The organism is Rhodospirillaceae bacterium, from assembly GCA_040219235.1.
Lineage (GTDB): Bacteria > Pseudomonadota > Alphaproteobacteria > Rhodospirillales > Rhodospirillaceae > WLXB01.
The window spans coordinates 40632-63128 of the sequence record JAVJSV010000012.1; the positions used below are offsets into that span (position 1 = coordinate 40632).

Below are 22497 nucleotides of genomic sequence, written 5' to 3' on the forward strand. Positions count from 1 at the left end.
ACGCAGCCATAGCGGGTGGCAAAGAGCTCAAAGGATTAAATCATGACACTTGCAGTAGCCATACAAATGGACCCTATGGACGGGATAGATATCAACGGTGATTCAACATTTGTAATGGCGCTTGAGGCACAGAAACGTGGTTTTGGGCTTTTTCATTACCTACCTAATCGTCTGTCCTTTCGTGATGGTCGCGTGATTGCGAAAGCCAATGCTTTAGAAGTTCGCCGTGAAAAAGGAAATCACTTCACGTTCGGCGAAACACAAGAGATCGATTTGTCTCTGATGGATGTGATTTTGATGCGACAAGATCCGCCGTTCGATATGGCGTACATAACCGCAACACATATTCTGGAGCACATCGCCGATGACACGCTTGTCGTCAACAATCCAGTGAGTGTTAGAAATGCTCCCGAAAAGCTATTCGTGACGCACTTTGAAGGCGTGATGCCGCCAACGCTAATCACGTCGGACCCCGAAGAAATCAAAAAATTCCGGTTAGAACATCAAGACATTATTATTAAACCGTTGTATGGCAATGGCGGTGCTGGCGTGTTCCATATATCTCCAGGCGATGAGAATCTTGCATCGCTTGTTGAAATGTTCACTTTGAATTTTCGTGAGCCAATGATCGTGCAAAAATACGTCGCGGCCGTACGTGAGGGCGATAAACGCATTATCCTTGTTGACGGCGAAGTTGCTGGCGCGATTAATCGTGTTCCTGCCGCTGGAGAAGCCAGATCAAATATGCATGTTGGTGGGCGCCCAGAAAAATCAAAACTCACCGCGCGGGAACAAGAACTTTGCGAAGCAATTGGTCCCTCCTTAAAAGAGCAGGGATTAATATTTGTTGGGATTGACGTTATTGGCGGATATCTCACAGAGATCAACGTGACATCACCAACAGGACTGCAAGAAATAAATCGCTTTGATGACGTGTGCATAGAGGCACAGATTTGGGACGCGATTGAAGAAAAACTGTAATAACGCAAAACAATAAAAACTTATCCGCATCTCTAAAACGCAATCACGCTCAGTTAGAGATAAGAGAGGAAATATGGAACTTGAGAAGCAAATGGTAGAAGCCATCGAAGCTGGCATGACAGTCATTACAACATATGGATTATCTGTCGTTGGCGCTGTCGTCATACTGATTATCGGCTGGGTCGTCTCAGGTAGAGTTGCCAGTTCAATACGAAAAGCAGGGGAAAGATCAAACAAGATTGATGCGACGCTGACATCTTTCTTTGCGTCGGTGGCCAAGTATGCGGTTTTGGTTTTTACATTTATCGCCGTCCTCTCACGCTTCGGCGTAGAAACCACAAGTTTTGTGGCGGTGTTAGGTGCGCTAGGTCTCGCCATCGGATTATCGCTGCAAGGCACGCTTGCAAATGTCGCCAGCGGCGTCATGCTGATTATGTTCCGGCCCTTTAAGGTGGGGGATTTTGTAGATACAGCCGGCGTTTCTGGAACCGTTAAAGATATAACATTGTTCACAACAGAGCTGGCAACGCCTGACAACGTTAAAGTTATCGTGCCCAATGGTGCAGTCTGGGGTGACACAATCAAAAATTTCTCGGGAAACACAACGCGCCGGGTAGATATGGTCATGGGCATCGGCTACGGCTCAAGCATAGACCAGGCCATCAAAACAATGTCAGAGATTATTGCGGCGGATAACCGCATACACGACGACCCAGAACCATTTTTTGCGGTCGGGGAATTAGCTGATAGCTCCGTGAATATCATTGTTCGGATGTGGACCAACGCTCCAGATTACTGGGGTGTGAAATTTGATCTTACAAAATCATTCAAAGAAGCGTTTGACCGTGAAGGTATAGAGATTCCCTTCCCACAAACCGTTGTGCATCACATTAACAAGCAGAGCGAATGACAAACATGTTTACGCTTCTAATAAGAAGTCTTTAGCGATCTGATCTGAAAGTGTGGCAATTGCTGCCGTAAATTCTTCAAGGACAGTGTGTACAGTTTTAGTGCGGATAACTTTGTCTACGCTTTCTTTGGCAAACTGCTGATGCAAGCGTTTTGCAAGAAACGCACTGCGCGTATCTGGCCCGAGGTTTTCAAGCGTATCTGAGACAATGTTTGTACAGTGCGCAATGGAACGTGGGAAATCTGGGTTGGTCAGCAGTAATTCAACCACTTGCATCGGGCGTACAGTATCCCGATACACCATGCGATAAGACTTCAAGGCCGACAATGACCGAAGCAAAGCCCCCCAGCGGTAATAATCTTCGATTTTATCGTTTCGGTTTCGCACAGAGAGAACCGTAAATTTAACATCAACCAAACGCGCTGTATTGTCGGCGCGCTCCATAAATGTACCGATACGGTAGAACTGAAAAGCCTCTTTTTGCAGCATCACGCCATAGGTTAAGCCGCGAAGCGCGTGGACTTTGTCTTTAACCCAATCAAAGAAATCTCGGCAATTACCGTCCTCAAGGGATTTACTATCTACTGTTTTCATGCCGATCCAAGCGGCGTTAAGACTTTCGAAAACCTCAGTTGGAATTGAATTCCGTTCTGCGCGCGCATTCTCTCGAGCTGCACGAAGCGTACTTTTAATACTTGATGGATTTTTTTCATCTATGGAAAGAAATTCTATCACCTTGTGCTGATTTAAACGCTTAAATCTTTTGTCGAACTCTTTGCGTTGGCCAACCATCTCCAACGCCGCAATCCATTCTGCATTGGGCGCAAGACTTGGGTCTGGCAATTGGCTCATGCGATAAGTGACATCAAGAAGACGGGCTGTGTTCTCAGCACGCTCAACGTAGCGACCGAACCAATACAAGTTATTGGCTGTGCGTGACAGAAGAGTCATTTCGTCAGCACCCATGTATCTTTTGTGCCGCCGCCTTGCGATGAATTCACAACCAGCGAGCCCTTTTTTAAGGCCACGCGCGTCAATCCACCGGGCACGACGGTTGGACCATCACGGCCGGTTAAGACATAAGGCCTGAGGTCTACATGCCTCGGGCTTAATTTATTGCCATCAAATGTCGGGCATGTTGAAAGAGCCAATGCTGGTTGAGCAATATAATTGCTGGGCCGCGCCATGACTTTACGAATATAGGCATCACGCTCTTTCTTGGTTGATTTTGGCCCTACCAACATACCGTAGCCGCCAGCGCCATGAACCTCTTTAATGACCATAGTCATTATTTTATCTAGCACCTCGTCGCGTTGTTTTTTGTTTTTAAGGTGATAGGTCGGAACGTTCTTAAGGATGGGCTCCTCATCCAGATAATACTGGATCATTTCTGGAACATAATCATAAACCGCTTTGTCATCAGCGATTCCATTGCCAACAGCATTGGCTATTGTCACGTTGCCGCTGCGATAAGCCTGAAATAAACCCGGAACACCAAGCATAGAATCTTTATTGAAGACCTTGGGGTCCAAAAAATCATCATTGATACGACGATAGATGACATCAACGCGTTGCGGCCCTGCGATTGTCCGCATAAAAACATGATTTTTGCGAACGTAAAGATCATTCCCCTCAACCAGTTCAATGCCCATTTCATCGGCAAGAAATGCATGCTCAAAATAGGCTGAGTTAAACCGACCAGGCGTCAGCAATACAGCTGTTGGATCAGCGATACCTTCTGGTGCTGTCGATAAAAGGGTAGAGAGGAGCTCGCTTGGATAGTGATTCACAGGTGCGACCGGCATCCGGTCAAATAGGTCAGGAAAAAGTCGCGCCATAACGCTCCTGTTTTCCATCATGTAAGAGACCCCTGACGGACATCGGAGATTATCCTCAAGAACGTAAAACTCGTCTTCGCTCGTACGAACCAAATCAACGCCGGAAATATGACTGTAAACCCCGCCAGGCGGAGTAAAGCCTTTCATCGCAGCGCAATATTCATCATTGTTTTTGAGAAGAGCGCGCGGAACTTTACCAGCCTTGAAAATTTGCTGCGAATGGTAAACGTCATGAATAAATTTATTTAGCGCGCTTACACGCTGGCAAACACCTAAGGACAAGCCGTCCCATTCCGGTTTGGAAATAATACGGGGGACCACATCGAAGGGGATGAGGCGTTCATCTTGGTCTTCTTGACCATAGACAGCAAAGGTTATGCCAAGGCGACGAAACATATCATCCGCCTGGGCATGGCGCTGCGCTATACGATCAATTGATCTGCGCTGCCGCAAGAATTTAGCATAATCAACGTATGGAGCCCGTATACGCGAGCCATTACGCATTTCATCGAATGCTTTTATAGCCGTGATAGCGACCCTCACTGTTTGAGTTTAAATCTAAGCTACCATTCCTTTTAGCCCATTACGCTACCAAAAGTCACGGTGGCCATATTTTATCGCACATACTCATTAAACATCAGGATGGGGACTATAATGCAATTCATACCGTTGCCCGGTAAGATGGCAGACCGATCACCGCGCCCGGCAGAGAAGAGGTTCTTGTGGTTGCTATAGTCAGAACTGTTGCCTTTGCTGGAATTGACGTTTTGCCGATTCAGGTACAGGTCGCCATATCCGGAGGTCTACCCGCCTTCAACATCGTCGGCTTACCAGACAAGGCTGTCGCCGAAAGCAGAGAACGTGTGCGAGCCTCCCTCGGCGCTATCGGCCTAGCCCTTCCACCAAAGCGGATCACCGTCAATCTAGCGCCGGCTGATGTGCAGAAAGAAGGCAGCCACTTTGACCTGCCAATCGCCGCCGGGCTTCTGGTAGCCATGGACGTGTTGCCCAGGGAAGAAATAGACGGCTATGTGGTCCTCGGGGAGCTTGGGTTAGATGGTGGCATAGCTTCAGTTGCAGGTGTTTTACCGGCAGCTATAGCAGCCAACGCCGCCGACAAAGGCCTTATTTGCCCAGGCGCTCAAGGCAGCGAAGCCGCCTGGGCTGGGGGAGCCGAAGTCCTTGCTGCAGAGTCATTGCTGGCGTTGATTAATCATTTCAAAGGTACGAGTCCTCTTCCATCTCCAAAACCGGTCGCACCAAAATCTCGACCTATGGTGCCTGATCTAAAAGACGTCAAAGGCCAAGAAACGGCAAAACGCGCTCTGGAAGTTGCAGCTGCTGGTGGCCATAACATTTTACTTGTTGGTCCTCCTGGTGCTGGAAAATCTATGCTCGCAAGTCGACTACCGGGGTTACTACCCCCGTTAAGTGCTGCAGAGGCTTTAGAACTTTCAATGATTCATTCTGTTGCTGGGCAACTCACGGAGGGAGCTGTTTTATCTGTACGACCATTTCGCGATCCACATCATTCAGCTTCGGTCCCAGCATTGATAGGCGGTGGAATGAAGGTCAAGCCTGGTGAAATCAGCTTGGCACACAATGGCGTTTTATTTTTAGATGAACTGCCAGAGTTTAGCCGCCAGGCACTAGAAGCCCTGCGTCAACCTTTAGAGTCGGGTCGGGCGGTGGTTGCAAGAGCAAATGCGCACATTACTTATCCGGCAAAGTTTCAACTGATTGCCGCTATGAATCCTTGTAGATGTGGGTACTTAGACAATCCGGGACTTGCATGCTCAAAGGCACCGAGGTGTGCCGAGGACTATCAAAGCAAAATATCAGGGCCAATGTTTGACCGCATCGATTTACATGTTGATGTACCTGCTGTTGATCCACTGGATCTTTCAACGCCGCCACCAAGCGAAAGCTCTATGGCCGTTGCTAGCAGAGTAACAACAGCACGGATGATCCAGAGAAAGCGCTTTTCAGAGATGTCTTTAGACAATGTCACTTGTAATGCACAGGTTGATGGCGAAGCGTTGGAGCACATGGCGTCCCCCGATCAAGAGGGGCGGGTATTACTCACTCAAGCTGCAGAGAAAATGCATCTCTCAGCCCGTGGCTATCATCGCATTCTACGTGTCGCGCGAACCTTAGCTGATTTAGAGGGCGTTGCAGATGTGAAACGCCTGCATATTGCGGAAGCCCTTAGTTACCGTCGGCTGGCACCCAGCAGAGGGTGATTTCTCAATATTTTATGGATAGATTTATAGAGACTGAGGTTTCTTACCGCTATTAAACTGCAACGGTTGCCGGATCATACCCCATCAGAGACATCCGCAGTTCGCCGGTGCTCGCAAAGCCCGTGAAGTTATCCGGGTCGGAGGTTTGATACCAAACCCCCTGTTTGCGAGAGTCTAGCAACACACCTTTCGTGCGTTCTTTTCGTGCGTCTTCATACGCCGCGAATGCTTCAGCAGGTGTCTCATATTTTTCAAGACACCGGGCCAGGACAACGCCATCTTCTAGCGCCATAGCTGCCCCCATACCCAGGAACGGGAGCATCGGATGGGCTGCATCGCCCAGCAATGTGGCGCGGCCAACTGTCCACTCAGGAATCGGATCGCGATCAAACAAGGCCCATTTAAAGAGTTTATCTTTTGGAATCGCGTTGATAATGCCAATGACGTTCTCGTTCCATCCTTGATACTCCGTCAAAAACTCTTCTCGGGTTGCTGGAATAGACCACCCTTCTTCTTTCCAGGCATCGGTCTTCGCGATGCCGACAACATTGACGATCTTCTCGTGGCGCAAATAGTAGCGTGTAAAAATATGCCCCGGGCCCATTGTGGTGGTTGAGTTCGCAATCGTCATATACGGCTCAACCGCCTCTGCCGGCACCATCCCCCGAAATGCGGCCTGCCCGGTAAACTTCGGTTGAACCGTATCTATGATGGAACCGCGCACCGCAGAGCGTGATCCATCAGCACCGATGAGAACATCACTGGAGACTTTATTGCCATTCTTGAATGAGGCCGTCACACCATTTTCATCTTGCTCAAGATGTTCAAATGCATGGTTGAGAAGTATGGCCTCTTCATCATGGGCGCGCACAGCTGCGACTAAAGCGTCATGCAGGTCAGCGCGGTGTATTTGATAATACTCGGCTCCATAGGTGTCTTTAAAACTACCATCGCGTTGCGTGCGCGTAAGCGCTTCACCCGTGCGATAATGAACCAAAGCACCCGCGCTCGGCTTATCTGCCGCCTCAGCCATAAAGGGTCCAAGACCAACAAATTCCAACGCGCGAGTGGCGTTTGGACTGATGGTCAGGCCCGCACCGACCTCTCCAAGCTCTGGCGCTTGTTCATACACACGAACTTTGAACCCCAGCTTCTGCAGGGCCAAAGCTGCCGTAAGCCCACCCATACCAGCTCCGATTACAGAAACTGAAATATCACGCATCAATTTTCTCCTATTTTAGTCAATAGAAAGTACGCAGAACTGTAGTCATCAACAAGGCTGCCCTTGCTCATTTGATCACTGGCCGGTAAATGCGGAGGCACGCTCTGAGCGTTTGTCGTCAGAAATTAGTCTTTAAAAAGATAGGATTTAGATCAACTTTGCTTCATTAGATATTCGAATAGAATGTCACCGTTAACACGCCCCATATGGCTGCCATCTAAATAGTCTTGATCATATCCACCGAAGTCAGCTGCTGTCGACGTTTCTATAACCTTCGCCTTACCCTCTGTAATATGCGAGATCCAATCAAACAATTCACGTTGACGAACCGCATAGGGTGTTTTTTTGGCAAGGGCTTCTAGCAATTTAGAATGAAGCGGGTTTGAGTAGATAATAAGTTCACAACTAATTGAATTAACAAAGCGGATAAATTTTTCAAAATAATACAACCTGCCCTCGTGAAGTGTTTCGCATCTGTTTGCAAACATTATGTGCTTTGCAAGTCTTGAATCGTCATAAGAGTAGTTAAACATCTTCAAGTTCGGAACATCTAATTTCCAAACGTAGGTAACGTCCCCATTTTCCCGATCAAACCGAGCATCTATGTCAAATTCGCGATAGTGCATCTCTATTTGTTTGCTCATCGCAATGTCCCCGTCTGGATCAGCGACTACAAAACGCCCTTGACCGCTTAAGTCATTTTCTTCGAGATACTTTGCTAATTTTGGGGCACGGACAAGACGCCTGTCTAACGGCGCTTCCGACATAAAATCAGTAGGGTCGACACCAATAATGACTAGTTTCAAAGGCAAATTTGAAGTCTCTGCCATAAAATTTGCCATACAATAGTAGTCTTCTGCTTTACCCATCGCGACTGAGAAATTGAATGCCTTTAATCCAAAATCAAACGCTCTTCTAGCCTGCAACATATACGTGCGTGAGGATCCCAAAATCACAGTGTCAAAATTACGATGACCATCAAGAAGGTAGTCAGCTTTAGTTCTGCGGTCCGTAACTAATTTGAAAGGCTTGGACTTTGGTAGGTGTGATTTTTTGGTGAGAAGGTTTATGCGGACGATAGTATCATAAGCATCATATCCAACATCATCTGGCATTGGCATTGGCTTATCAAATTCCTCTTCAATCGCCACCATCAGAGTTGTAAGTGCGAGTGAGTCTATTTTTCCAGAAGTTAGCAGCGGCGCTTCTTCATCCTCAATCCAAACACCAATGACATCTTCAATGCACTTTCGTATACGATCTTTTTCTGTAGAGATATTCCGAGATAATAAAAAACGCTCTTTAGGTTTTTCCAATATGTAACGGTCTTTGTTTTGACCGCGTGCGATTTTACCTGAAGTGGATTTCTTAAGCCATTTTGGTGCGACCAAGAAAACATCTGAAAGCGCAACATCGAATAGAGCCGTAACATCATTTCCAATTTTATGGGCAAGGGCCTCACGCTCTAATTTTTCAACTATCTTCGTTTCAGCAATAACAACGAGATTTTCTGTACCTCGAACATCATCATCAACCCCTATCACGACGCAACGGCCTGGGATCACACCTTGGATATCATTAACAACATACTCAATATCTTGAGGATAAATGTTCCGCCCCGCCGTTATGATTACATCTTTAAGTCGACCTGTTACAAAGAGGTGTTCTCCATCGCGGTAGCCTAAATCTCCTGTTCTAAAAAAACCGTCTATTTGAGCCTCAATACTTGCAAACACATTCTTAAAATAACCGCTCATGGTCGAAGGGCTACTGACAACGATTTCCCCCACTTTTCTGTCATCTAACTCTGTATTATCCGTTCCAAGAATTTTCACATTTGTGCCGGGCAAGATAACTCCAGATGAGACAAGATTATCTGCCCCAGGGACAACGTACTCATTAATGCGAAGCGCCCGCCGATCAACTTTGTCAATTTTGTAAGGATGGTTGAATCCGCCAGACGTGATGGCAAAAGTTGTTTCTGCCATGGCATAGGATGTTGCAAGGGCTGAACGCCTTAGACCATGAGGTTCAAACGTCTCAGAAAAAATTCTATGGCTAGCGTCCAGAACAGGTTCTGAGCAGTTTACGACGCCACGCAATTCTGAAAGGTCTAAATTAAGCTGTTTAAAACGACGGGCAGCTTGGGCCAAAAAATTGTAGGCGAAATTCGGAAGCCAACACAAAGTGCCTTTGTCACGAGATATTACACTCATCAGCATTATGGGGGACTTGACCCAATCAAACGGTGAAATCAAGGTTACTTTAGTGCCAGTTAAAAGTGGTAGAAGCAGTGCAGTGATAAATCCCATGTCATGATAAAAGGGAAGCCAGCTAACGATATGGTCCTCTTTCTTAAGGCCAATGACTGAGCTGTAGGTATCAACTTGCCAAAGAAGTTGGTCGAGCGATATGGGAACACCTTTTTTTGTGCCCGTCGTTCCTGAGCTGTATTGAATGAAAAGCGGTGGATTAGAATTTTCTATGATCTGAGGGAGAGAATCAGGAACATCAATATCCTCAAGACTTGCAACACGCCGACCAATTGCCAAGCTTATGAAGCTACAATAATCGGGATCTCCAACAATGAGAGCTGGCTCAGCATTGTCGATGAGCGGTAATAGCGTACGAGCAAAGTCGTTAACTGACAGCTTTGCAGATGGATGTGCCGATATAATAGGGACGCGCCCCGTCAGCAAAGCCGCTGCTTCAAAAAGAAAAACATCTTTTGGGTTAGATAAAACAGACACGACCGTCGCGCCATGGGGCACTTTGAATTTATCAAATAAAGAGGCAGTAACCAGCGCTTTAAGAAAGAATTCCTTATAGCTGAGTTCTTCAATGCTAGAATCGGTCGAGACGTATCTTAGAAAAGCTTCGCCATTGCAGGACTGAAGATTAGTAAGAACACGGGCAACCAAGCTCGTTTGCTGGTTGAAATGCTTATCAGTATTCACCGGCACCTCAGTCAGATCATTGAAAACTAATTTAGAGCTAGTCACAGCACTACACATTTGGCTTTGAAAATTCTAACTTTGACGGATTAAGGCCTCTTTAACATGATAAAATTAAGAGATCTTACTTTCAAAGCCCTTCCCTTTACCCTCTTGCACCATCAATTACTGACAGTTAAGTGTGAGGGTATGCATAGAGTTTTTTTGACCCTTTTGGCCTTTGGTGCATTACACGTTCCATGCGCACAGGCTCAAACACAGCCAGACCTTAAACCGGTGGCTTCCGAACGGCTTCTCATGCCGTTGTTCCCATCGGGTTGGAAAGAAGTCTACCGCAGTAGAGAATCTATCGAGGTGGTGGAATATGTGCCAACTGACCAATCTGCAACGTCCTGGCAGGATAAAATACAGCTTCAAGTTTATAACAATTTAAATGACTTACCCTTGGATGCCATTCAGCGTCGGACGCAAGGGCAAAACCGCAACCGCTGTACTGGGGTTGTAGAGGGGTCATTGCAATCTGGTTTAAACAATGGCTACCCCAGTGCGTTTTGGACGCTCGGGTGCCGTTACATTAAATCAGGTGAAGGGAAAGGCTCTGGGGAAACCCAGTATACCAAGGCCATTCAAGGTCAATCTTCGCTTTATGTATTAAGTCGTATTTGGCGCACACCGGCATTTGCCCAAGATGGACCAGAGATTGCAATAGAGTCGGTAAACGATGGTGTGGCTTTTTTGACAACCTCCATCGTGTGTGTGCCAAAATCAGAAGATCATCCTTGTGAGTTTGAATCTAACTGAAGAAGTCCGGCTAAAAGAGCGGCCCGAGCGCTTTGCCTCCACAGACATGGATATGAAGATGCGGCACTTCTTGTCCGCCATCAACGCCCGTGTTTACAAATGTACGATAGCCTGAATCTTTAACGCCTTTGATTTCCGCAACCTTTAATACAGCACGATTAAGCGCCACGACTTCAATATCAGACGCCGTATCAGTAAACGCGTTTAAAGACTTATAGGGCCCTTTGGGGATAACCAAAACATGAACCGGCGCTTGGGGAGAAATGTCTTCAAATGCCAAAGTGTGGTCATCTTCGAATACTGTCGTATTTGGTATTTCGCCACGAAGGATTTTGGCAAAAATATTATTGTCATCATAGTCCGACATATAGCACCCTGATTACACTAAGCTGGATTTAGATTTTGTCTTTCTGGCGAATACCCGATTCACCAAAACGATGATCTAAAACGGCAAAGACATCAGCAGGCTTAACATCTTTCGCCGCCCACAAGAGCAACAGCATATAGAGCAGATCGGCACTTTCATTTAACAACTCATCACGACCTTCAGCGACAGCCGCAAGTGCCGTTTCAACACCTTCCTCGCCGACTTTTTGCGCAATTTTAGTTACACCCTTTGCATACATCTTTGCCGTATACGACGTCTCAGGATCCGCTGTCTTGCGACTCACAAGAACATCATAGAGACGCTCTAGTATCGCAGCATCAACTGTTACTACGCTGTCCTTTTTTTTACTCATTTTGTCTCCAAGCGTGATGCGGTTATGGGTCTGACCGGCAAACCTGCAGCAGCGAGGTGAGCTTTGGCATCCCCCACTGAGTATTCACCAAAATGAAATATAGACGCAGCGAGAACAGCAGTGGCATGACCTTCGCGAACGCCAGCTATCATGTGATCCAGAGTGCCAACGCCACCTGAAGCAATCACCGGTAAGTGCACAGCATCAGAAACAGCGCGTGTTAAAGGAATATCGTATCCATCTCGCGTACCGTCTCGATCCATTGAGGTGAGGAGAATTTCTCCTGCCCCATACTCTGCCATACGCTTAACCCATTCAATGGCGTCAATGCCGGTAGCCGTGCGGCCCCCATGGGTGAAAATTTCATAGCGTCCTGGCGCAACAGACTTGGGATCAACCGCAACGACAATGCACTGGCTGCCGAATTTTTCTGCCGCTTCCCTCACAAATTCTGGCCGATGAACGGCAGCTGTGTTGATAGATACCTTATCTGCCCCGGCAAGTAATAATTTGCGAATGTCATCAACTGTCCTGACGCCACCACCAACGGTAACCGGCATAAAACAATGCTCTGCCGTGCGTGCAACAACATCGTAGAATGTGTCTCGGTTTTCATGGCTTGCCGTAATATCAAGAAAACACAACTCATCTGCTCCCGCAGCATCGTAAACTTGAGCTTGCTCAACAGGGTCGCCTGCATCACGCAGGCCAACAAAGTTAACGCCTTTAACAACGCGACCATCTTTAACGTCGAGGCAGGGAATAACGCGCACAGTTAACATAACGACGGGGTTACTCTTCTAGCAGTGAGATGGCTTCAGCAAGATCTATACGGCCGTCATAAAGAGCACGGCCTGAAATAACACCAACTAAGCCTGGAGATTTTATCGCTCTACGCTTTATCGCGCCTATATCTTCCAAAGAGGCGACGCCACCAGAGACGATAATAGGAATATTTACTGCGTCCGCGAGATCAGCAGATGCATTGAGATTGGGTCCACCGAGCACCCCGTCACGGTCAATGTCTGTGTGAATAATGACAGAGACGCCTGCATCCTCAAACCGACGTGCCAACTCAACGGCTGTTACATCAGAAGACTCAGCCCATCCTTCCACAGCAACCCAGCCGCCACGCGCATCAATACCAACGGCGATATGCCCAGGAAATTCTTTACACGCCTGACGCACTAAATCCGGATCCTTTAAAGCAGCCGTCCCGAGCACAATGCGATTAACACCCGTCGTCAACCAATGAGTCACCATATCAAAGTCTCTGATGCCGCCACCAAGCTGAACCGGAACCGTTACAGTGCGCAAAATCGATTCAACAGCTTCAGCGTTTACTGGCTTGCCCGCAAAGGCACCATTTAAATCCACAACGTGAATCCAATTTGCGCCAGCGTCTTGAAATGCTTTGGCTTGTTGCGCTGGATTATCGTTAAAAACAGTCGCCCGGTTCATATCACCTTGAGCCAAACGCACGCAGACCCCGTCTTTCAGATCAATAGCCGGATACAAGTCAACGTGGGTCATTCTTAAGGCGTCCACTTCAAAAAATTGCTGATGAGTCGCAAACCTAAAAGCTGACTCTTTTCCGGATGGAATTGCGTTCCAAACATGTTGTCACGACCAATAGCGGCAGTGACTTTTTGGCCATAATCAACGGTTGCCAAAGTCATCTCTGGAGCGTCGCACATGACATGGTAGCTGTGCACAAAATAGGCGTATGGATCTTTACCCAAGCCATCTAGCACCGGATGTGCAGATAACAAATTTAGACGATTCCAACCCATATGGGGAATACGGGCTCCTGTTCCGTCCGGGCCAGCGCTAGCATCTGGGGTTAAGGCAACGACTTTGCCGGCGATCCAATCGAGGCCCGCACTTTCGCCATGCTCGAACCCCTTTGTCGCCATCAGTTGCATGCCAACACAAATGCCAAAAAACGGCCGTCCTTTGTCGATGACAGCCTTCTCTAATGCCTGATGAAGTCCATCAACACGTTCTAAACCAGCCTTACAGTCCGCGAAGGCACCGACACCGGGCAAAACAACTCTATCTGCAGTCTCAACGTGATGAGCATCAGAACTCACAACGATTGATGCAGAAATTTCTGATTCGGAGGCCGCACGCTCAAATGCTTTGGCTGCGGATCTTAGGTTCCCCGATCCATAATCAACGATGACGACTTGCATCATGAATTTTTCTGAACCAGTCCCAGAACTGATCCACCTTTACATCGGCCAGCGTGTGAATTGGCTTAGAGCTTACCCTTTGTGGAAGGAACCGCATCGGCCTTACGACCATCAATCTCAATTGCGGTGCGCAAGGCGCGCGCGAGCCCTTTAAAGCAGGATTCAACAATATGATGGTTGTTCTCTCCGTACTTATTCCACACATGGAGTGTTACGCCAGCGGCTTGTGCAAACGCTTGAAACCACTCCTTAAAAAGCTCGGTATCCATATCGCCCAACTTCGGCTTTGAAAAATCCACCTTCCAGATCAAATATGGACGATTGGATAGGTCGAGCGCGACTTCTGTGAGCGTCTCATCCATAGGGATTTGAGCAGAACCATAGCGCGTGATTCCGGTGCGATCTCCTAGCGCTTGCGCGACTGCTTCTCCAATACATATCCCGACATCTTCTGTCGTGTGGTGAAAATCAATGTGGAGATCTCCTTTCGCTTCAACGGTCAAATCTATCAAACTGTGACGAGACAGCTGTTCAAGCATGTGATCGAGAAACCCTATTCCAGTCGCGACCGCATAATGACCGTTTCCGTCCAGATTCACTGTGACGGAAATTTCAGTCTCTTTTGTCTTCCGACTTACCGTTGCCTCACGCATGGAGACGCCCCTTTTTTCTTGTGTCTGCGACGTTTTAGCAGTTCATTTACGCCAAAGCCACCGAGACGAAAAGGCGTTTTACCGCCTCATTTTATACACAGTTACACCTCACATAACCTGCAATTGAGTAGTGTTTCACCTAATTGAGGGGGACACGCTGAGGTGGAGAAGTTACAATGGTTATAGGTCTATGACGTAGGCCCAACAAATAAAACAGTCTAAAAATCAAAATAAAAAGTAAATGGAACAACAAGCAGTGAACACAATGGCAGCAAATAGACGAGGTAGACCGCCTGGCGCGAGGGCGGGAGCACCTGATCCAATAGACATACATGTGGGGCGACGGGTGAAACTCCGTCGTACTCTGTTGAGAATAAGCCAAGAACAACTGGCTGGAGATATCGGCGTAACTTTTCAACAAGTCCAAAAATATGAAAGCGGTCACAACCGTGTAAGTGCGTCCCGCCTTTATGACATCTCCAGGGTCCTTGATTGTCCAATCTCCTACTTCTTCGAGGATATTGGCGACGAGGTTACAACTGGTCGAACAACCCCAGAACCAAGAACAGGTGAGGGGCTATCAGATGCTCAAGCTGGTTTTGATGATGATCCGATGCAACGGACTGAAACATTAGAATTGGTTCGGGCGTATTGGCGGTTACATAGCGGAGACTTGCGCCGCAACGTACTCGACCTTTTGATCAATATGTCAAAACGCGAATAAACTCACTTTCGTCATCTGTTTTTCGAAATGTAGAGAGCGTCCTTTGAAATGAAGGACGCTCTTTGCATTTAACAAACACCGCTCGACTTAAGGGTTGAGTCTGTATCCACCGGGTTCTGTTATGAGAAGCTGAGCATGCGACGGATCAAGCTCGATTTTTTGCCGCAAACGATAAACATGTGTTTCTAAAGTATGTGTTGTGACACCGGCATTGTATCCCCAAACCTCATCCAGCAGCGTTTCACGCTGAACGGTTTTATTACCAACACGAAATAGATACTTCAGAATTGCTGTTTCTTTTTCAGTTAAACGAATCTTTTTTTCTGTTTCATCATGGATCAACATCTTCGCGGCAGGTTGGAACTTGTAAGGACCGACAATAAAAATGGCGTCATCAGACTGTGAATGTTGACGCAGATGGGCCCGGACACGCGCCAGTAAAACAGTCAGCCTGAAAGGTTTGGTGACGTAATCGTTTGCTCCCGCATCCAACCCGGTAACCGTATCGTCTTCGCTATCGGCTGCAGTCAACATGATGATGGGTGACCGAACGCCTGAATCTCGCAAGGAACGGCACACATCACGACCGTCCATATCTGGCAAACCAAGATCAAGTAAAATGACGTCGAACACATCTGCTTTCGCTTTTTCAATTGCCTCCGCCCCGGTTGCCGCTTCAATAAGGATTACAAAATCATCCTGCTCTTGCAGTTGCTCTATCAAAGACCGCCGGAGCATTTCATCATCATCAACAAGAAGCAGCGATTTCCCAGAAGCCATAATAATCCCCAAGACAGCAGTCACATGTGAAGTTGAGAGTTTACGAGAATGCATGGGTTAGACCAGCTTTGTGCTTTGCTGGCACCCAATAATCGGCTCAATTGGTGGTCACAATAAAGTGTATTGTATTGCTTTTAGACCATCTTTGCATGACACACTCATCCTGCACAAAATGAAAAAAGAAGTTATAACATAGACATGAGTGAAGACAGTCAGACAGAAATAGACATGAGTGTGGCGACCGTCTTAGAAACCGTTGATCGTGCGGTTGCAGAGTTGCGTCGGGGGTCGGCTGTGGTCGTCACTTCAGACTCAGGTGCAGTGCTGGCTCGTCCTGCAGAAACAATAGAGTCGGGCCCACTTCCATTCTTTGGAAGGTCTGGCCTTGGAAAAACAGCTGTCGCCGTGACAGGACGTCGGGCTGCCATTTTAGGACTCGCAGAGCCTGCAACTCCAGTAGTGATATTGCGCCATGAGGATGGATTTAACGCGGCAGATATTCGCAACCTCATTGACCCAAAAGCCGATGATAACACTCTCGTACCACCGCCAAACGTACAAGCCAGTGCTGGAGATGAACACTCAGCAGATTATACAGCCATACGTCTAATGAAAATTGCTCGGCTGCTGCCCGCTGCTATCGTCGCTGACGTGGCGGACGAGAATCCTGTTTCTTGGGCAAAATCAAACGGTCGCTGCATCGTCTCACATACAGCCGTTTTGGCCTATGACAAACTGCAGGCAGATACCCTTGTGCCCGTTTCTGAAGCACGCGTGCCATTAGCGGGGTGCGAGAATACGAGAATCATTGCGTTCAGACCTCGAGATGGTGGGGTTGAACATCTCGCCATTATTGTAGGAGAGCCTGACACCTCAACAGCAGTGCTAACCCGTTTGCATTCCGAATGTTTTACAGGTGATCTATTAGGTTCACTGAAGTGTGATTGTGGCGATCAACTTCGGGGAGCGATTTCCGCCTTAGCGGAAGGTGACGGCGGCGTTCTCCTATACTTAGCGCAGGAGGGGCGTGGGATTGGCTTAGTCAACAAGCTGCGTGCCTACGAACTTCAGGAAAGGGGCTTTGACACCGTCGATGCCAATGAACAATTGGGCTTTGATGATGATGAACGGATCTACCTGCCAGCCGTTCAAATGCTCTCAAGTTTAGGGATAAATAAAGTCAAACTGCTTACCAATAATCCCGCAAAAGTCGGAGCACTTGCCCGACATGGAATCACTGTGACAGAACGTGTAACCCATGTGTTCCCCTCCAATCAGCATAACTGGTCTTACTTGGACACTAAGTCCAAGCGCTCGGGACATCTTTTCTAACCGTGCTTCGTTATCACCGATCTGACCATTTTAACCCGGCAAAAAGTGCCGCACGAGCTGCTCATCGATGCATCTGAGAGAAAAAACCACTGTTACACAGTAGATTTTATTGGCACGGGTTTTGCTTCTGTTAGAGAGAAAGGACAGCTGCGGCATGACGGATCTCCAATCTCTCTCAATATATCCTGTCGGCACGCAGCCAGAGCGCCGGGTCGAAGAGATAACGGTAAGGGCTGAGAAAACCGATCAAGAAGGATTTACCTTCTGGGACTTTTTGGATGTCATAAATCCTCTTCAGCATATTCCAGTGGTCAACACGCTTTATCGTGAAATGACGGGAGATGAAATTAAGGCTCCAGCAAAGATGATAGGAAGCGCCATCATTGGAGGACCGATTGGACTCGCCGTGGCAATGATTGATTCAGCTATTGAAGACACGACCGGCAAGGATATAGGCCGTCATGCGCTTGCGATGTTCAGGACAGACAATGACAGTAAAGAACAACCAACGAGTAGCGACGGCAAAGATATTTCTCAGATAACGTCAAATGTATCCGTTAATCCACGCGAGTTCATTCCAACAGCATCTATCCCTTATGGAACAAGCATGGATACTGTGCAGAACAAGCAGGCTCCTAATAGTTCATCGCAAACAGATAGACAAACAGATAGACAAACAGAGGCCGCGATAGCATCCTCAGCATCTCAAGCACCTCAAGGCATGGTATTTATGCCTCTACCTGGTAGACAATCAGCTGACTCTTTCAGTGCTGTACCAACTTCTCAGAACGTAGGCCGGTTCTTCTCTTTAGAGCGTAATCCAGCCCGGGGCACACCAGCTTTTGAAAGTCCGCCAAGTAACCAAACACAGCATATAAACTCCGTTGCTCTGGCTCAACTCCAAGCTCAAGGTGTTTTACCGAACACAACTCGTGAAGAACCGAGCGGTCTTGACCCGCTACTAAGTGCAACAAAGCCACGCACTGAAACCGGAAAGATACCCGCTGCAGACCCCTTTGCAGCGGCAAGACTTCTCGCTGAAGAAACCGACCCAGTCATGGTACCCGCATGGTTTGATAAAGCCATGATGGATGCCATGGGGAAATACAAAGCCATGCAAAACGTCGGCTCCTGATTTAAACTCCCCACATGGATATCTGCGTTTTTCCTAACAGCATAGATGCAAGCCAGGGTCACGCGCTGTTCTGTGACCTTAGATTTGCCTGCAGCCTCGGAAGAAGTGGCGTTAGACAAATCAAACAAGAAGGTGATGGAGCAACACCGCTTGGAGTTTTTAGACTGCGGCGTGTACTATATCGCGCGGACAGAGTTGCGCTTCCCATAACTGATTTACCCGTTTCAGTTATTCATCAATCTGATGGCTGGTGTGACGCACCAGATGATGTTCATTACAATCAATTTGTTGAGCACCCTTTTAAAGCCAGCGCTGAAAGACTGTGGCGGGAAGATTCACGCTACGACATTATTGTCGTAATTGGGCACAATGACGATCCCATTATTCCGGGTCTGGGCAGCGCTATATTTCTTCATATCGCCGCTGAAGATTTCAGCCCAACCGAGGGATGTGTTGCTTTTGAACAGGACGATCTTCTAGCCATTCTGAGGCATTGCTCCGCCAAAACAAGCATCGACATACGCCCGTTTTACGGTCGTTAATTGCGTTCGCCAAACACAGCGGACCCCAATCGTACATGCGTTGCGCCCATTTCAACAGCGGTCTCAAAGTCCGCTGACATTCCCATGCTAAGCCCCGCTAAGGATGTTCTTTGGGCGAGTTCTCTTAGAAACGCAAAATGTAGAGCAGGCTCCTCATCTTGTGGCGGAATACACATTAGGCCCGCAATATGAAGGCCGTGCTGTGTCTGACATTCTGTTACAAAATCAGTGGTATTAACCGGCGTAATTCCGGCCTTTTGATCTTCCTCACCAGTATTCACTTGAATAAAACAAGGAAGATATCGGCCTTGTTTGGCCATCTCATTTGCCAATTTAATGGCCAGCTTTGGACGATCGACGGTTTCAATAACGTCAAACAGAGCGACCGCATCCTGGACCTTGTTGGTTTGCAACGGTCCGATGAGATGAAGTTCGATATCCGGATACTGCGCCTTCAGATGCGGCCACTTCGCTTGCGCCTCTTGCACACGATTCTCAGCAAAAACACGTTGGCCCGCCTCTAACGCAGCGCGCACTAAACCTTCTGACTGCTTTTTTGACACAGCCACTAGTGAAACAGCTTCTGGACTGCGATCTACACGCTTCGCTGCCTGCGCTATACGATACCGCAACGCGCAAATATTTTCTGCGATGTCTGAGACAGATAAAGAAGAGCTAGGCACAGACACGGAATTCGACCTCGTTTAAGATTGGGTGATGATACGAAACACAGTTAGAGCTAAGCGATCAAGACAACACTCACTTTTGCCACCCATATTTGTAATGAGTGATGAAAAAAGAGGTAAGTCTCCCTTGGATATTGTCGGAACACTCCCCAACCATTGGGGGTACATCTTCCGACATTATAACCATCCAGAGCGGAAAACGCTGGCAAACGATCTGGCGAAGATATGTCGCCGCCGCGGCATTATGTTGTTGGTCGCGGGAGACTGGCGCCTTGCCTGCAAGGTTGGTGCAGATGGTGCTCATATGCCTGAATGGCTTATGAAAAGCAGGCCTGTATCGCCTTGCTTATTGCATTTTCGATCAAAGATTATCACTACTTCAGCTCATGGACCTTCTGGTTTGCGCCAAGCCTTCCGTTTGTCCGTGAACGCTGCATTTCTGTCGCCAGTTTACCCAACACCCAGCCACCCTACGGCAATGCCGATTGGAAGGCAGGCATTCGCTGCTCTTGTGAGGTCTAGCCTGATACCTGTTTATGCATTGGGGGGGGTAAGACAGCGTGACCGTCTTCAGCTCATGGCTGTTGGGGCATCTGGCATTGCGGGTATTCGTCTCGCGGAAGAAAGCGCGTAATTGGTTGCCTTAGAACCGAAGTTGGACACCAACGCGTGCGCCCGTTCCTGGCGGCTCAACAGTTGGCATCGCAACCTCACGGTCGACATAAAAGGCATTAGCGTTAAGCAAAAGCGTTGGCGTGATTTGAACAAGACCACCAATCATCCATTGTTTGCCCTCAAGTTCTGTTGGGCTGCCCTGGGTGAAGGCGGATTCAACATATGTCACGCGCACATCAAAGGCCCCTGACCCATATCCCAGACCAGCTTGCCAAGCACGACGACCATCAATAAGACCATCCGGACCGACCGCTTGATAAGCCCCGCGAACATAGAAACCAGCATACCCCAAAGCGGCACCAACTGTACGTGAAGTAGTTTGTTCCAAGGCGAAGGCGCTCTGTTGATCCGTAACGCCACCAAAAACGCCTAGCTGGCCACCAAGAAAAGACGTCGCGTAGGATCCGTAGGTCGCTTGCTCAGTCAGCCGGTTAAGGCCATTTACACCTTGAGACGGAAAACCTTCGCCCTGGCCATCAGCATCTACCGTGAATGTTCCCAAAGCCGGCATTGTATAACCAATGGTGAGGTCTGTTCCGGTTAGGATATCAGTCTCGGTCGTAAAGGAAACTGGAAGTGGTGCGGTCGCTTTCGGGTCTGATATTGAGTTATAAGATTCTTCAACGAATGTCTCTGGGACGAGTGGCTCTGTGACCATATCCCAAGCACCACCTAGCGTAAACTCGGTCGCCTGAGCAGAACCTAACATCAGCTGCGCTAGAGCTAACGCAAAGCTAAGCCTGATAGCAGTGTTGTGAGCGGTGCCCATGAGTTAAAACCAAAGACCTAAGTAAAATTAACTAGTGTGAAAATGCGCAGGGGGCGAACCAACGGTCAAGCCTTTGAATATTAAAGAATTGCTATGTGCTCACGTTGTGACATTTCGCTCACATAACCATAGGTTTTATGAGGTTTGTGTGACCTAAAAAGCATAAATGAGATGAAATGGTCACGGCAAAATGATCTACGCTGGTCGCTGAGTTGGGACAGCGCTCGACTCGCCACGACACTCCAGCTTCTGCGGCGTTAGAGGTTTCCCGCAGTGCCATAATCGGCTGGGCCTAGGCCCTCTAAATGAGCTGAAGTGAAGTTTTCTATAGCATTCGCAACAGGTGCAGATTCTTCAAATCGTGCGATATGATAAAGGGCATCCCCTTCATTTACGACGGGAAGATGCGCGCGCCCGATGACAATTCCAGTTGCCGGTGCTTTGACGAAGGTTTCATGATCTCCAAACGCATCTGATACAGTCCCAATTTTTTCATCCTTCATCACTCGCGCTCCAATCTTTGCGACGGCTCGAAACAGTCCGGATTGTGGAGCACGAACCCAGGTCGACCCTTTGGCTTCCACAGCTTTTACTTTTTTGGATGTCAGAGTCCGCGCAGGAAGCATCGAAATGGCGCGCATGACATTGCGGATGCCTTTCACGCCAGCCTGAATCGCCAATTGATCAAAGCGAAGCGCCTCACCCGCTTCATATAACAAAATCGGGATGCCTTTTTCAGATGCCATTTGGCGCAGAGATCCATCACGCAGATTGGCATTGATAATTACTGGTGTACCAAACGCCTGTGCGAGGCGGTCGGTCTCTGGATCATCAAGGTTGGCCCGGATATGAGGGTGATTGAACCTATGCAAACCCCCAGTATGCAAATCAATGCCGTAATCTGCGCGGCTCAGGATCTCTTCAGTAAATGTATACGCTAATCGAGCTGTCAACGAACCATTTTCAGAACCCGGAAAGGATCTATTCAGATCACGACGGTCCGGTAAGTAACGTGAATGGGTTACAAAGCCATAGACATTCACAATAGGAACAGCGATGAGCGTTCCGCGTAAACTTTTTAAAACCGGACTCTTTAGAAGACGACGTATAATTTCAACGCCGTTGATTTCGTCTCCATGTACTGCCGCAGAGACAAACAATACTGGCCCATCCTGACGCCCATGCACAACATGAACGGGCATAGCCATAGGCGTATATGTAGACAAATTAGGGAGTGCGAGGTTTACGGAGACGCGCGAACCTGGTTTTACGGTTTCACCACAAAATTCAAAGGGAAGGCGCTTCATGAACTTGACC

General features: G+C 47.9%; 23 protein-coding genes. 9 read left to right on the forward strand and 14 right to left on the reverse strand.

Annotated elements, in window-relative coordinates; translation table 11 throughout:
• The first annotated feature begins 42 nt into the window (after positions 1-42).
• Together gshB and RIC29_10430 are read left to right on the forward strand one after the other, a co-directional pair.
• Positions 43-981, forward strand: a complete 939-nt coding sequence (gene gshB / locus RIC29_10425; GenBank protein ID MEQ8735328.1) for a glutathione synthase — start codon at positions 43-45, stop codon at positions 979-981.
• A 73-nt stretch (positions 982-1054) separates the two neighbouring features.
• Positions 1055-1891: a mechanosensitive ion channel gene (locus RIC29_10430; protein ID MEQ8735329.1), complete on the forward strand. Its 837-nt coding sequence runs from the start codon at positions 1055-1057 to the stop codon at positions 1889-1891.
• Positions 1892-1900: 9 nt separating this feature from the next.
• Here the strand turns inward: RIC29_10430 and RIC29_10435 are convergent, their stop codons facing one another.
• Complete coding sequence (locus RIC29_10435) at positions 1901-2842, reverse strand: alpha-E domain-containing protein (protein MEQ8735330.1); 942 nt, start codon at positions 2840-2842, stop codon at positions 1901-1903.
• Positions 2839-4125: a circularly permuted type 2 ATP-grasp protein gene (locus RIC29_10440; GenBank protein MEQ8735331.1), complete on the reverse strand. Its 1287-nt coding sequence runs from the start codon at positions 4123-4125 to the stop codon at positions 2839-2841. The genes RIC29_10435 and RIC29_10440 overlap by 4 nt, the downstream gene beginning before the upstream one ends.
• A 326-nt stretch (positions 4126-4451) precedes the next feature.
• Here RIC29_10440 and RIC29_10445 point away from each other — a divergent pair, with 326 nt between their 5' ends.
• Positions 4452-5972: a YifB family Mg chelatase-like AAA ATPase gene (locus RIC29_10445; protein ID MEQ8735332.1), complete on the forward strand. Its 1521-nt coding sequence runs from the start codon at positions 4452-4454 to the stop codon at positions 5970-5972.
• A 52-nt stretch (positions 5973-6024) separates the two neighbouring features.
• Here RIC29_10445 and RIC29_10450 read toward each other — a convergent pair whose 3' ends face one another.
• Both RIC29_10450 and RIC29_10455 read right to left on the reverse strand, forming a co-directional pair.
• Positions 6025-7194, reverse strand: a complete 1170-nt coding sequence (locus tag RIC29_10450; protein MEQ8735333.1) for an FAD-dependent monooxygenase — start codon at positions 7192-7194, stop codon at positions 6025-6027.
• A 152-nt stretch (positions 7195-7346) separates the two neighbouring features.
• Positions 7347-10196, reverse strand: a complete 2850-nt coding sequence (locus tag RIC29_10455; protein ID MEQ8735334.1) for an AMP-binding protein — start codon at positions 10194-10196, stop codon at positions 7347-7349.
• Positions 10197-10253: 57 nt separating this feature from the next.
• Here RIC29_10455 and RIC29_10460 point away from each other — a divergent pair, with 57 nt between their 5' ends.
• Entirely contained in the window at positions 10254-10949 is a 696-nt protein-coding gene (locus tag RIC29_10460) for a hypothetical protein (protein MEQ8735335.1), read from the forward strand.
• 10 nt (positions 10950-10959) lie between these two features.
• On the opposite strand, the gene RIC29_10465 is transcribed toward RIC29_10460, so the two are convergent.
• From RIC29_10465 to hisB, 6 genes are all read right to left on the reverse strand, one after another.
• On the reverse strand, positions 10960-11316 hold the full coding sequence (locus tag RIC29_10465) for a histidine triad nucleotide-binding protein (GenBank protein MEQ8735336.1): 357 nt from the start codon (positions 11314-11316) through the stop codon (positions 10960-10962).
• A gap of 28 nt (positions 11317-11344) precedes the next feature.
• Positions 11345-11689 (reverse strand): phosphoribosyl-ATP diphosphatase, encoded by a 345-nt coding sequence (gene hisE, locus RIC29_10470; protein ID MEQ8735337.1) that lies wholly within the window; start codon positions 11687-11689, stop codon positions 11345-11347.
• A complete protein-coding gene (gene hisF / locus RIC29_10475; GenBank protein ID MEQ8735338.1) occupies positions 11686-12471 on the reverse strand; it encodes an imidazole glycerol phosphate synthase subunit HisF in 786 nt (261 codons plus the stop codon). Before hisF ends, hisE begins: the two co-directional genes overlap by 4 nt.
• Positions 12472-12481: 10 nt before the next feature.
• Positions 12482-13222 (reverse strand): 1-(5-phosphoribosyl)-5-[(5-phosphoribosylamino)methylideneamino]imidazole-4-carboxamide isomerase, encoded by a 741-nt coding sequence (hisA, locus tag RIC29_10480; protein MEQ8735339.1) that lies wholly within the window; start codon positions 13220-13222, stop codon positions 12482-12484.
• A 2-nt stretch (positions 13223-13224) separates the two neighbouring features.
• Complete coding sequence (gene hisH, locus RIC29_10485; protein ID MEQ8735340.1) at positions 13225-13884, reverse strand: imidazole glycerol phosphate synthase subunit HisH; 660 nt, start codon at positions 13882-13884, stop codon at positions 13225-13227.
• Between the two features lie 65 nt (positions 13885-13949).
• Positions 13950-14537, reverse strand: coding sequence for an imidazoleglycerol-phosphate dehydratase HisB (hisB, locus tag RIC29_10490; protein MEQ8735341.1), 588 nt, complete (start codon positions 14535-14537; stop codon positions 13950-13952).
• Between the two features lie 346 nt (positions 14538-14883).
• Between hisB and RIC29_10495 the strand changes: the two genes are divergently transcribed.
• On the forward strand, positions 14884-15261 hold the full coding sequence (locus RIC29_10495; GenBank protein MEQ8735342.1) for a helix-turn-helix domain-containing protein: 378 nt from the start codon (positions 14884-14886) through the stop codon (positions 15259-15261).
• Between the two features lie 87 nt (positions 15262-15348).
• On the opposite strand, the gene RIC29_10500 is transcribed toward RIC29_10495, so the two are convergent.
• Positions 15349-16041 (reverse strand): response regulator transcription factor, encoded by a 693-nt coding sequence (locus tag RIC29_10500; GenBank protein MEQ8735343.1) that lies wholly within the window; start codon positions 16039-16041, stop codon positions 15349-15351.
• 198 nt (positions 16042-16239) lie between these two features.
• Between RIC29_10500 and ribA the strand changes: the two genes are divergently transcribed.
• The 3 genes from ribA to RIC29_10515 all read left to right on the forward strand — a co-directional run bounded on the left by ribA (position 16240) and on the right by RIC29_10515 (position 19050).
• Positions 16240-17373: a GTP cyclohydrolase II RibA gene (ribA, locus tag RIC29_10505; protein MEQ8735344.1), complete on the forward strand. Its 1134-nt coding sequence runs from the start codon at positions 16240-16242 to the stop codon at positions 17371-17373.
• Between the two features lie 154 nt (positions 17374-17527).
• On the forward strand, positions 17528-18508 hold the full coding sequence (locus RIC29_10510; GenBank protein MEQ8735345.1) for a hypothetical protein: 981 nt from the start codon (positions 17528-17530) through the stop codon (positions 18506-18508).
• 14 nt (positions 18509-18522) lie between these two features.
• Positions 18523-19050: a L,D-transpeptidase family protein gene (locus RIC29_10515; GenBank protein ID MEQ8735346.1), complete on the forward strand. Its 528-nt coding sequence runs from the start codon at positions 18523-18525 to the stop codon at positions 19048-19050.
• Here the strand turns inward: RIC29_10515 and RIC29_10520 are convergent.
• Positions 19047-19739, reverse strand: a complete 693-nt coding sequence (locus RIC29_10520) for a YggS family pyridoxal phosphate-dependent enzyme (GenBank protein MEQ8735347.1) — start codon at positions 19737-19739, stop codon at positions 19047-19049. The genes RIC29_10515 and RIC29_10520 overlap by 4 nt on opposite strands.
• Before the next feature lie 309 nt (positions 19740-20048).
• On the opposite strand from RIC29_10520, the gene RIC29_10525 reads away from it, so the two are divergent.
• Positions 20049-20258, forward strand: coding sequence for a hypothetical protein (locus tag RIC29_10525; GenBank protein MEQ8735348.1), 210 nt, complete (start codon positions 20049-20051; stop codon positions 20256-20258).
• Positions 20259-20379: 121 nt separating this feature from the next.
• On the opposite strand, the gene RIC29_10530 is transcribed toward RIC29_10525, so the two are convergent.
• The gene (locus tag RIC29_10530) at positions 20380-21120 is read right to left on the reverse strand and encodes a hypothetical protein (protein MEQ8735349.1); all 741 of its coding nucleotides are present in this window, start codon (positions 21118-21120) and stop codon (positions 20380-20382) included.
• Between the two features lie 317 nt (positions 21121-21437).
• Positions 21438-22487: a succinylglutamate desuccinylase/aspartoacylase family protein gene (locus RIC29_10535; GenBank protein ID MEQ8735350.1), complete on the reverse strand. Its 1050-nt coding sequence runs from the start codon at positions 22485-22487 to the stop codon at positions 21438-21440.
• Positions 22488-22497 lie beyond the last annotated feature (10 nt).

Bases quoted from the DNA above. Each gene is read 5' to 3' on its own strand.
- gshB (MEQ8735328.1), top strand. From the start codon at position 43: ATGACACTTGCAGTAGCCATACAAATGGACCCTATGGACGGGATAGAT.
- RIC29_10430 (MEQ8735329.1), top strand. From the start codon at position 1,055: ATGGAACTTGAGAAGCAAATGGTAGAAGCCATCGAAGCTGGCATGACA.
- RIC29_10435 (MEQ8735330.1), bottom strand. From the start codon at position 2,842: ATGACTCTTCTGTCACGCACAGCCAATAACTTGTATTGGTTCGGTCGC.
- RIC29_10440 (MEQ8735331.1), bottom strand. From the start codon at position 4,125: ATGTTTCGTCGCCTTGGCATAACCTTTGCTGTCTATGGTCAAGAAGAC.
- RIC29_10450 (MEQ8735333.1), bottom strand. From the start codon at position 7,194: ATGCGTGATATTTCAGTTTCTGTAATCGGAGCTGGTATGGGTGGGCTT.
- RIC29_10460 (MEQ8735335.1), top strand. From the start codon at position 10,254: ATGATAAAATTAAGAGATCTTACTTTCAAAGCCCTTCCCTTTACCCTC.
- RIC29_10465 (MEQ8735336.1), bottom strand. From the start codon at position 11,316: ATGTCGGACTATGATGACAATAATATTTTTGCCAAAATCCTTCGTGGC.
- hisE (MEQ8735337.1), bottom strand. From the start codon at position 11,689: ATGAGTAAAAAAAAGGACAGCGTAGTAACAGTTGATGCTGCGATACTA.
- hisF (MEQ8735338.1), bottom strand. From the start codon at position 12,471: ATGTTAACTGTGCGCGTTATTCCCTGCCTCGACGTTAAAGATGGTCGC.
- hisA (MEQ8735339.1), bottom strand. From the start codon at position 13,222: ATGACCCACGTTGACTTGTATCCGGCTATTGATCTGAAAGACGGGGTC.
- hisH (MEQ8735340.1), bottom strand. From the start codon at position 13,884: ATGCAAGTCGTCATCGTTGATTATGGATCGGGGAACCTAAGATCCGCA.
- hisB (MEQ8735341.1), bottom strand. From the start codon at position 14,537: ATGCGTGAGGCAACGGTAAGTCGGAAGACAAAAGAGACTGAAATTTCC.
- RIC29_10500 (MEQ8735343.1), bottom strand. From the start codon at position 16,041: ATGGCTTCTGGGAAATCGCTGCTTCTTGTTGATGATGATGAAATGCTC.
- ribA (MEQ8735344.1), top strand. From the start codon at position 16,240: ATGAGTGAAGACAGTCAGACAGAAATAGACATGAGTGTGGCGACCGTC.
- RIC29_10510 (MEQ8735345.1), top strand. From the start codon at position 17,528: ATGACGGATCTCCAATCTCTCTCAATATATCCTGTCGGCACGCAGCCA.
- RIC29_10515 (MEQ8735346.1), top strand. From the start codon at position 18,523: ATGGATATCTGCGTTTTTCCTAACAGCATAGATGCAAGCCAGGGTCAC.
- RIC29_10525 (MEQ8735348.1), top strand. From the start codon at position 20,049: ATGGCTTATGAAAAGCAGGCCTGTATCGCCTTGCTTATTGCATTTTCG.
- RIC29_10530 (MEQ8735349.1), bottom strand. From the start codon at position 21,120: ATGTTAGGTTCTGCTCAGGCGACCGAGTTTACGCTAGGTGGTGCTTGG.
- RIC29_10535 (MEQ8735350.1), bottom strand. From the start codon at position 22,487: ATGAAGCGCCTTCCCTTTGAATTTTGTGGTGAAACCGTAAAACCAGGT.